This window comes from Phenylobacterium sp., from assembly GCF_035276905.1.
Lineage (GTDB): Bacteria > Pseudomonadota > Alphaproteobacteria > Caulobacterales > Caulobacteraceae > Phenylobacterium.
This window is the reverse complement of the sequence record NZ_DATELG010000025.1, coordinates 1-8,979: the sequence shown is the minus strand read 5'-3', so window position 1 is coordinate 8,979 and position 8,979 is coordinate 1. Positions and strand designations below refer to the sequence as shown.

Here is an 8,979-nt window from a genome sequence, read left to right as displayed (position 1 = left end):
TATCGCGACATCGCCATCCTGGTGCGCGCCTCGTTCCAGATGCGCGCCTTCGAGGAGCGCTTCGCCCTCCTGCAGATCCCGCTGAAGATCATCGGCGGCCAACGGTTCTTCGAGCGCGCCGAGATCCGCGACGCCCATGCCTATCTGCGGCTGATCCAGAGCCCCGACGACGACCTCGCCTTCGAGCGGATCGTCAACGTGCCCAAGCGCGGGATCGGCGAGACCACGGTCCAGAAGCTCTTGCACATCGCCCGCGTGAACGGCGTCCCGGCCAGCGCCGCCGCGCGCGAGCTGGTGCGCACCGACGAGCTGGCGGCCAAGACGCGCACGGCGCTTTCCAACTTCCTGCGCGACCTCGACCGCTGGCGGGCGGACGCCGAGCGCATTCATCACTCGCGGCTAATGGAGCAGGTGCTGGAGGAAAGCGGCTACACCGACGCGCTTCGCCTCGACCGCACGCCGACCGCCCAGGGGCGGCTGGAGAACCTGAAGGAGCTGGTCAGCTCGATGGCCGAGCACGAGACGCTGGAGGCCTATCTGGAACACGTCTCGCTCGTGCTCGACCTGGAGCGCGAGTCCGGCGGCGACGCGGTGCAGATCATGACCCTGCACCAGGCCAAGGGCCTGGAGTTCCCGCTGGTCTTCCTGCCCGGCTGGGAGGAGGGCGTCTTCCCCTCCCAGCGCAGCATGGACGACAAGGGCGAGAAGGGCCTGGAGGAGGAGCGGCGCCTCGCCTACGTCGGCATCACCCGCGCCCGCGAGGAGGCGCGGATCTCCTTCGCAGCCAACCGCCAGGTCTACGGCCGCTGGACCAGCCAGATGCCCAGCCGCTTCGTCGACGAACTGCCGCCGGCCAACGTCGAGGCCTCGTCCGAGACCGGCTACTACGGCGGCGGGCCCGGCATGCAGCAGCACGGCAGCCGCTGGGACGAGAGCCCCTCGTTCGGCGCCGGCTATTCCTCGCCCGGCTGGAAGCGCGCCCAGGCCCAGGGCTATCGCGGCAGCCACCCCGGCCGCCAGCAGGTGATCGAGGGCGAGGGCCGGCTGGTGGCGGTGTCGGAAAGCTCGGCCGCCAGCGCCTACAGGCGCGGCGACCGCGTGTTCCACGTCAAGTTCGGCTACGGCACGGTCACCGGCGTCGAGGGCAACAAGCTGACCGTGGGCTTCGACAAGGCCGGCGAGAAGAAGGTCATCGACAGCTTCGTCGAGAAGCAGTGACCCGCACCCCTTCCATCCGTCATGGCCCGAACAAGTCGGGCCATGACGGAATATTTGGGCTACGCCCTCGCCCGGCGCATCGCCTGGAGCACCACCGCGCTCAGCCCTGCAAGCACGGCGACGCCGGCCGCGGCGATCGCCGTGGCTCCAGCCTTGCGGGCGACGGGCTGGACGGACACCGCCGCGGCTTCCTGCACCGCCGCCGGCTGGACCACGTCGGGCACGAGCCGGGCGCCTCTGCGGAACTCGACGCGCTTGGCGGCCGGGTCGACGTCGCCCACCACCCAGCCATGCACCGTCCAGGCGCGGCTGTGACTCTTTTCCGGATCGTTGGCCCACCACGCGCGGCCAAAGCGGGCGGCCTTCGGCAGCGGAAAGCCCAGGACGCTTTCCAGCTCGGAGAAGCTCGGCCGCCATTCGTCGGCGGGATGTGCGGCCAAGTGCTCGGACAGGGGGCTATACTTGCTCATGGCGACGATCATGGTCATTCGGCGTTCTCCGACAAATGAGTCCATGCCTCACGAAGATGGCGCCAGCGGGGCGGTGAACCAACTTCTCGCCCGTGCACTGTAGAGGCGAACCCAAAGGGGGGCCTGCCAAGTGAAAGCGTGGCTATTAGCAGGCGCTGGACTGGCCCTGGCCATAGGTTTGGTGCTGAGTGTGGCCCAGCGGCCACGCCCCGCCGCGGAGGCGGCGAGCGATTCGCCGCAGCCGCGGGTCCAGGCGGCCAGCCTGACCACCTCGGCGCCCGCATCCGCCGTCGAAAGCGGCGCTGGCGCCCGCGAGACCGACAAGATCCCGGCATATGTGCTGGGCAAGGACTGGCGCCGACTGGCCTCCGCCGCCGCGGGGCCGTCGACGCCGATCGCGCCCGATCCGCAGACCTATTACCTCTCGCCGCTCGGCCATCCGCCGGCGATGGCCGCGGACGCCGCCAGCGCGGCCGTCGAGGCCTCGGCGATCGCCAGCACCGACGGCGGCCCGCCGATCACCCTGCCGGTCGTCGACAACGAGGCCACGCCGGAGGCCGCCGGCGACACCCGCGTCAATCCGTGAGCGCGCGAAACCGGCTTCCCCTTTGCGCCGCTGCGCTCTAGCAGGGCGCTCATGACCGAAGACGCCCTGCAGATCATCGCCCGCGGCCCGCGCGCCGTGGCCGAAGCCGCCGCCGCGGCGCTGGACGAAGCCCCCGCCACCGAGACCCTTACCTATTCAATCCTCGAGGAGGACGAGGACCACGACGTCTGGCGCATCGACGCCTTCCCGACTGCGGAGAGCGAGCGCGCGGCGCTGGTCGAGCTGCTCGGCGGCTATCCAGAGCTGCGGGTGACGACCGAGAAGCTGGCCGACGCCGACTGGCTGGCGATGGCGCTGTCGGGCCTGCCGCCGGTGCGCGCCGGGCGGTTCTTCGTCTACGGCGCCCATGACCGGGGCCTCGCCCCCGCCTCCACCGTCAACCTGCGCATCGAGGCCGGCGCGGCCTTCGGCACCGGCCACCATGGCACGACCGTGGGCTGCCTGCTCGCTTTCGACGAACTCTTGAAGGCGAGGCGCTTTGCGCGCGTGCTCGACGTCGGGTGCGGCACGGGGGTGCTGGCGATCGCCGCGGCGCGCACCGGCTCGCCCCTCGCCGTCGGCACCGACATCGACCCGGTCTCGGTGCGCATCGCCAACGAGAACGCGACGCTGAACCACGCCCAGGCCCGCTTCGTCCACGCCTTCGGCCTGAACGACCGGAAGGTGCGGGCAGGCGCGCCCTACGACCTGGTGTTCGCCAACATCCTGGCCCCGCCGCTGGTGGCGCTCGCCTCCGACATCAAGGGCGCGCTGCGCCCCGGCGGAATCGCCATCCTCTCGGGCCTCTTGCGGACCCAGGAGCGGCGCGTCTGCGCCGCCTATCTGTCGCGTGGCATGCGCATCGTGCGCCGGCTGCACCGCGACGCCTGGGCGACCCTGGTGCTGCAGCGGCCCTAGGACGCGCTGGAACCTCCAAAGGCGGGCCGACGTTTTGGCGCCTCAAAAGGCAAGCCGCTTCAGGAGGAAAAGCCAATGCCCAACGACCGCGAGTACGTGGAGCGCACGACCGTCCGGGAAGAGCCCGTGACCGTGCGCTCCAGCGCCGCGGGCTGGTGGATCGCCGCCATCGTGGCGATCATCGCCGTCGCCGGTCTGCTCTTCGTCTTCAGCAACCAGAACAGCCAGGACCAGCTGCAGGCGGCGCGCGACCAGGGCGCCGCCCAGGCCAGCCTCTCCGCCGCCACGACAGACGCCCAGCGCGCCGCGACGCAGGCCAGCCAGGCCGCCCAGTCGGCCGTGGAGTCCACCAGCCGCGCCAGCCAGCGCGCCGCCGAGGCCGCCCAGACCGCGGCCAACCAGACCGCCGACAAGGCCCGGGACGCCGGCGACGCCGCCCGCGACGCCAGCTCGGTCGAATCCGCGCCGGCGCCCGCGCAGGAGCAGCCGGCGCAATAACGCCCCCTCACCCGCTTCGCGGAAGCTCCCCCGCACGCGGGGGAGCTTCTGGCCACTCTTCACCGCCCAGCCCGAAGCCATTACATCGGTGGCATGCGCCAGACCTTCGATGAGACCACCGACCCGTCCTTCGGCCCCAGGCACCTGCCGCTGATCCGCAAGGCGATGGCCGAGCAGGGGCTGGACGGGCTGCTCGTGCCGCACGAGGACGAGCACCAGAACGAGTACCTGCCCGCGGCCAACGACCGGCTGGGCTGGGCCAGCGGCTTCACCGGCTCGGCCGGGGCGGCGGTGATCTTCCAGGACAAGGCGGCGATCTTCGTCGACGGGCGCTACACCCTGCAGGTCCGCGACCAGGTCGACCAGGCGACCTTCGAGATCCGCGACCTCGTCGAGGGCGGGGTGAGCGCCTATCTCGAGCAGGCGGCGCGCCCGGGCCAGGCGATCGGCTACGACCCGCGGCTGCACAGTCCCGACGCCCTGCAGCGGCTGAAGGCCGCCGCCGGCAAGGCCGGCGCCGAGCTGAAGCCGGTTCCGGTCAACCCGCTCGACGCCGCCTGGGGCGAGGCCCGTCCGGCCCAGCCGGCCGCCCCTGTGGTTCCCCACCCGCTGGACTACGCGGGCGAGGACTCCGCCGCCAAGCGCCGGCGCGTGGGCGAGGCCCTCGCCGCCCAGGGCGCCCAGGCCGCGGTGCTGACGGCGCCGGCCTCCATCGCCTGGCTGTTCAACATCCGCGGCGGCGACGTGATCCGCTCGCCCCTGCCGCTCGGCCAGGCGATCCTCGCCGCCGACGGCAAGGCGCGCCTGTTCCTCGACCCGCGCAAGGTGACGCCGGAGCTGCCGGCCTGGCTGGGCAATGAGGTGCGGCTGGAGCGGCCCGACGATCTGCCGCAGGCGCTGGCCGAACTGAAGGGCCAGACGGTGCTGGTCGACCCGGCCCAGTCCTCGGCCTGGTATTTCGACACCCTGGCCGCCGCCGGCGCCGAGGTTCTGCGGGCCGAGGACCCCTGCGCCCTGCCCCGCGCCTGCAAGAACAGCGTCGAAATCGAGGGGACCCGCCGCGCCCACGTCCGCGACGGCGCGGCCTTGACGCGATTCCTGCACTGGCTGGCCACCGAGGCGCAAGCCGAGCTGCCCGACGAGATCGCCGCCGTGCGCAAGCTGGAGGCCTTCCGCGAGGCCACCGGAGCGCTGAAGGACCTGTCGTTCGACACCATCGCCGGGGCCGCCGGCAACGGGGCCATCGTCCATTACCGTCCGACGGAGCGCCTCAACAGAAAGGCCGAGGCCGGTTCGCTGATGCTGATCGACTCGGGGGCCCAGTACCTCGACGGCACCACCGACGTGACCCGCACCGTGGCGGTCGGCGAGCCGACGCCTGAGATGAAGCAGCGCTTCACCCTGGTGCTGAAGGGCCATCTGGCGCTCGCGCGGGCGCGGTTCCCGGCCGGCACGACCGGCTCGGCGCTGGACGCCCTGGCCCGCCAGGCGCTGTGGACCCACGGCCTCGATTACGACCACGGCACCGGCCACGGCGTCGGCGCCTATCTGGGCGTTCACGAGGGGCCGCAGCGCATCTCCAAGTCGCCGAGCGCAGTGGCGCTGAAGCCGGGCATGATCCTGTCGAACGAGCCCGGCTACTATAAGGAAGGCGCCTACGGCATCCGCATCGAGAACCTGCAGGTGGTCACCGAGGCGGCCCCGATCCCCGGCGGCGAGCGGCCGATGCTCGGCTTCGAGACCCTGACGCTGGCGCCGATCGACCGCCGCTGCATCGCCCGCGACCTGCTGACCGAGGAGGAACGCGCCCAGCTCGACGCCTATCATGCGCGGGTGCGCGAGGCGATCGGCCCGCAGCTGGAGCCTGAGGCTCGGAGCTGGCTGGAAGAAGCGACCGCGCCGATCTAACCCTGGCCTATCCGCCCACCAGCGCCAGCCACTCGTCCTCGGTCAGCACCTGAATGCCGAGTTCGGCCGCGGTCTTCAGCTTGGAGCCTGCGCCCGGGCCGGCGACCACCAGGTCGGTCTTCTTGGAGACCGAGCCCGAGACCTTGGCGCCCAGCCGCTCGGCCTGGGCCTTGGCCTCGTCGCGGGTCAGGCGCTCGAGACTGCCGGTGAAGACCACCGTCTTGCCGGCGACCGCAGTGTCGGTCTTCGGCCGCTCGGCGTCCTGGATCCGCAACTGGTCCTTCAGGTCCTGGACGAGCCTGCGGTTGTGGTCCTCGGCGAAATAGGCGCGCGCGGCCGCGATCACCGCGCCGCCGATCTGGTCCATGGCGTCAAGCTCCTCGATGGCTTCCTGATCGCCGTCGGCCACCTTGTCCATCGCCGCCAGGAAGTCGTCGGCGGTGTGGTAGCCGCGGGCCATCACCGCCGCCGTGGTCTCGCCGATGTGCCGGATGCCCAGGCTGTAGATGAAGCGGTCGAGGGCGATGGTGCGGCGGCCCTCGATGTTGGCGAGCAGGTTGCCGACGCTCGTCTCGCCATAACGCTCGGTCGCCAGAAGCTCCTCGCGATGCGCGTGCAGCCGGAAGATGTCAGCCGGCGCCGTGAGCCAGCCGCGCTCGACGAAGGCGGTCAGCTGCTTCTCGCCCAGGCCCTCGATGTCGAAGGCGCGTCGCGAGACGAAGTGGCGCAGGTGCGCCAGCTTGTGGAACGGACAGGCGAACTCGCCGGAGCAGCGGCGCACCACCGTCTCGGCGCCCGAAGCCGTGGTCTCGCGCACCACCGGCGTCGTCAGAGGGCACGGGCACGCGCGCGGGAACTCGTAAGGGACGGCCTCGGCCGGCCGCTCGGTCTCGATCACGCTGAGAATCTGCGGAATCACGTCGCCGGCGCGTTGCAGCACCACCGTGTCGCCGACGCGCACGTCGAGGCGGGCGATCTCGTCGGCGTTGTGCAGGGTGGCGTTGGTCACCACCACGCCGCCCACCGTCACCGGCGTCAGCCGCGCCACCGGCGTCAGCGCCCCGGTGCGGCCGACCTGGATGTCGATCGCCTCCAGCACGGTGCGCGCCTGCTGGGCGGGGAACTTGCGCGCCACGCCCCAGCGCGGGGCGCGGCTGACGAAGCCCAGGCGCTGCTGCCAGTCGAGCCGGTCGACCTTATAGACCACCCCGTCGATATCGAAGCCGAGGTGCGGGCGAACGGCCTCCGCTTCGCGGTAGGCTTCCAACAGGCCCTCCAGCCCTTCCACCCGCCGGCTCTGCGGCGTGGTCCGGAAGCCCCAGCTCTTCAGCTTCTGCAACGCCTCCCACTGGGTCTCGGCGAAGGGGGCGCTGATCAGGCCCCAGGCGTAGGCGAAGAAACGCAGCGGCCGCTGGGCGGTGATCTTCGGATCGATCTGGCGCAGCGACCCCGCTGCGGCGTTGCGCGGATTGGCGTAGGTGCGCTGGCCGGCGGCCTCGGCGGCGGCGTTCAGGGCCGCGAACTCCTCGTGGCCCAGATAGACCTCGCCACGCACCTCGATCACCTCCGGCCAGCCGGAGCCCTTCAGGCGCTTGGGGATCTCGAAGAGCGTGCGCAGGTTCTCGGTGACGTCCTCGCCGACCCGGCCGTCGCCGCGGGTCGCGCCGCGGACCAGGAGGCCGTTCTCGTAGGTCAGCGAGGCCGAGAGGCCGTCGATCTTCGGCTCGGCGGTGTAGGCGACCTCGCCGTCCAGCTTCAGGAACCGTTTCACCCGGGCGTCGAACTCGGCCGCGTCCTCGTCGGAAAAGGCGTTGTCGAGGCTGAGCATCGGCACGCCATGCTCGACCGGCGCGAACTGCTCCGACCGCGCCGCGCCGACCTTCAGCGACGGCGAGTTCTCGCGCACCAGGTGCGGGAAAACCTGCTCGATCGCCGCATTGCGCCGCTTCAGGGCGTCGTAGTCGGCGTCGGAGATCGAGGGCGCGTCGTCCTGGAAGTAACGGATGTCATGCTGGGCGATCTCGTCGGCGAGCTTCGTCAGCTCGGCGACGGCCTCGGCTTCGGTGAGCTGGTCGACGGGGCGGACATCCATGGCGCATGGTCTAACCTACGCCGCGCAGGTGGCGGAAGGGGGTTGCGGAAATGAACATATCATGAACATCATTTCCTCTCCCGCGTGCGGGAGAGGGGAACCGCGCGCCGAAAAGCGCGTGGTGGAGAGGGCAAGCCGCCGCCATGACGCCTCGAGTATCCACCCTGATCTCCAACCGCGCGCGAGCCATGCGACGAGCGCTGACCGAGCCCGAGGTCATGCTGTGGTCGCGGCTCAAAGGCCGCGGAACGAACAAGCCGATCTTCCGCCGGCAGTTCGCGTACGGGACGATGATCTTCGACTTCTACTGCCCCGCCGCGCGGCTGGCGGTCGAGATCGACGGCGCGACGCATTGGGACGAGGAAGCGCGGGACAAGGACGCTGCGCGGGATGCTTGGCTGGCGAGGCAGGGGATCGTCGTCCTGCGGATCGGCGCGGCCGCGGTCTATCGGAATCTGAACTGTGTCGCCGACGGCGTCATCCTGCGAGCTGAGGAGTTGATTCGAGGCGAGTAGGCCGAGCTTGCGGCTTGCCCTCTCCACCATCCGCTCTTCGCTGCGCTCGGCGGATGGTCCCCCTCTCCCGCTTTGCGGGAAAGGAAGGTCAGCTTTCCTCTCCCGCTTACGGGACCGCTCGCCGGAGAGAATTACGCGCCGATCAGCGCCCTGGCCGCAGCGCGAGCGGCGTCGGTGATCTGGGCGCCGGCGAGCATGCGGGCGATCTCCTCCTCGCGGTCGTCGGGCGGGAGCACCTCGACGGCGGTGCGCAGGCGATCGCCCTCGCCGGCCTTGGCGATGCGCCAATGCGCGTCAGCGCGGGCGGCGACCTGCGGCGAGTGGGTCACCACCAGCACCTGCGCGCTGGCGGCCAGGCCGCGAAGACGCAGGCCCACGGCGTCAGCCACCGCCCCGCCGACGCCCTGGTCGACCTCGTCGAAGATCATCAGCGGCTGGTGGGCCCCGCCGCGGCCGGCCAGCGCGGCCTTCAGGGCCAGCGCGAACCGCGCCAGCTCGCCGCCCGAGGCGATCGCCCCCAGGTCGCCGAACGGCGCGCCGGGATTGGTCGAGACCTCGAAGGCGACCCGGTCGAGGCCGGCGGCGCCCGCCCGCGCTTCACCCAGCGGCTCCACGGCGGTGCGGAAGCGGGCCTTGTCGAGCTTGAGCGGGCCGAGCTCGGCCATCACCGCCTGGGCCAGCCGCTCGCCGGCCTCGCGCCGCGCCGCGGTCAAGGCCTCGGCCTCGGTCATGTAGGCGTCGCGCGCGGCCTGCTGCGCCGCCTCGGCGGCCTTG

At 71.5% G+C, this 8,979-nt stretch carries 8 protein-coding genes and 1 pseudogene; 6 read left to right on the top strand and 3 right to left on the bottom strand.

All coding sequences use genetic code 11. The annotated features are described in order from the left end of the window. A partial coding sequence (locus VJS38_RS00975; RefSeq protein WP_324086288.1) for an ATP-dependent helicase occupies positions 1–1,218 on the top strand: 1,218 nt, incomplete at its 5' end. 59 nt (positions 1,219–1,277) lie between these two features. Here VJS38_RS00975 and VJS38_RS00970 read toward each other — a convergent pair. Continuing rightward, positions 1,278–1,706: a DUF7662 domain-containing protein gene (locus tag VJS38_RS00970; RefSeq protein WP_324086287.1), complete on the bottom strand. Its 429-nt coding sequence runs from the start codon at positions 1,704–1,706 to the stop codon at positions 1,278–1,280. A gap of 172 nt (positions 1,707–1,878) precedes the next feature. Here VJS38_RS00970 and VJS38_RS00965 point away from each other — a divergent pair, with 172 nt between their 5' ends. The 4 genes from VJS38_RS00965 to VJS38_RS00950 all read left to right on the top strand — a co-directional run bounded on the left by VJS38_RS00965 (position 1,879) and on the right by VJS38_RS00950 (position 5,598). Then, positions 1,879–2,274 (top strand): hypothetical protein, encoded by a 396-nt coding sequence (locus tag VJS38_RS00965; RefSeq protein WP_324086286.1) that lies wholly within the window; start codon positions 1,879–1,881, stop codon positions 2,272–2,274. Positions 2,275–2,325: 51 nt separating this feature from the next. Continuing rightward, positions 2,326–3,192, top strand: a complete 867-nt coding sequence (locus VJS38_RS00960; RefSeq protein WP_324086285.1) for a 50S ribosomal protein L11 methyltransferase — start codon at positions 2,326–2,328, stop codon at positions 3,190–3,192. A 75-nt stretch (positions 3,193–3,267) separates the two neighbouring features. Next, the gene (locus tag VJS38_RS00955; RefSeq protein ID WP_324086284.1) at positions 3,268–3,690 is read left to right on the top strand and encodes a hypothetical protein; all 423 of its coding nucleotides are present in this window, start codon (positions 3,268–3,270) and stop codon (positions 3,688–3,690) included. A gap of 93 nt (positions 3,691–3,783) precedes the next feature. Continuing rightward, positions 3,784–5,598 carry an aminopeptidase P family protein gene (locus tag VJS38_RS00950; RefSeq protein ID WP_324086283.1) on the top strand — a complete coding sequence of 605 codons (1,815 nt, stop codon included), beginning with the start codon at positions 3,784–3,786 and terminating at the stop codon, positions 5,596–5,598. Between the two features lie 7 nt (positions 5,599–5,605). Here the strand turns inward: VJS38_RS00950 and ligA are convergent, their stop codons facing one another. Continuing rightward, positions 5,606–7,690: an NAD-dependent DNA ligase LigA gene (gene ligA / locus VJS38_RS00945; protein WP_324086282.1), complete on the bottom strand. Its 2,085-nt coding sequence runs from the start codon at positions 7,688–7,690 to the stop codon at positions 5,606–5,608. 143 nt (positions 7,691–7,833) lie between these two features. Between ligA and VJS38_RS00940 the strand changes: the two genes are divergently transcribed. Then, a complete protein-coding gene (locus VJS38_RS00940; RefSeq protein ID WP_324086281.1) occupies positions 7,834–8,205 on the top strand; it encodes an endonuclease domain-containing protein in 372 nt (123 codons plus the stop codon). Positions 8,206–8,336: 131 nt separating this feature from the next. Here VJS38_RS00940 and VJS38_RS00935 read toward each other — a convergent pair. Further along, a pseudogene (locus VJS38_RS00935) lies at positions 8,337–8,979 on the bottom strand (DNA repair protein RecN); the annotation flags it as partial.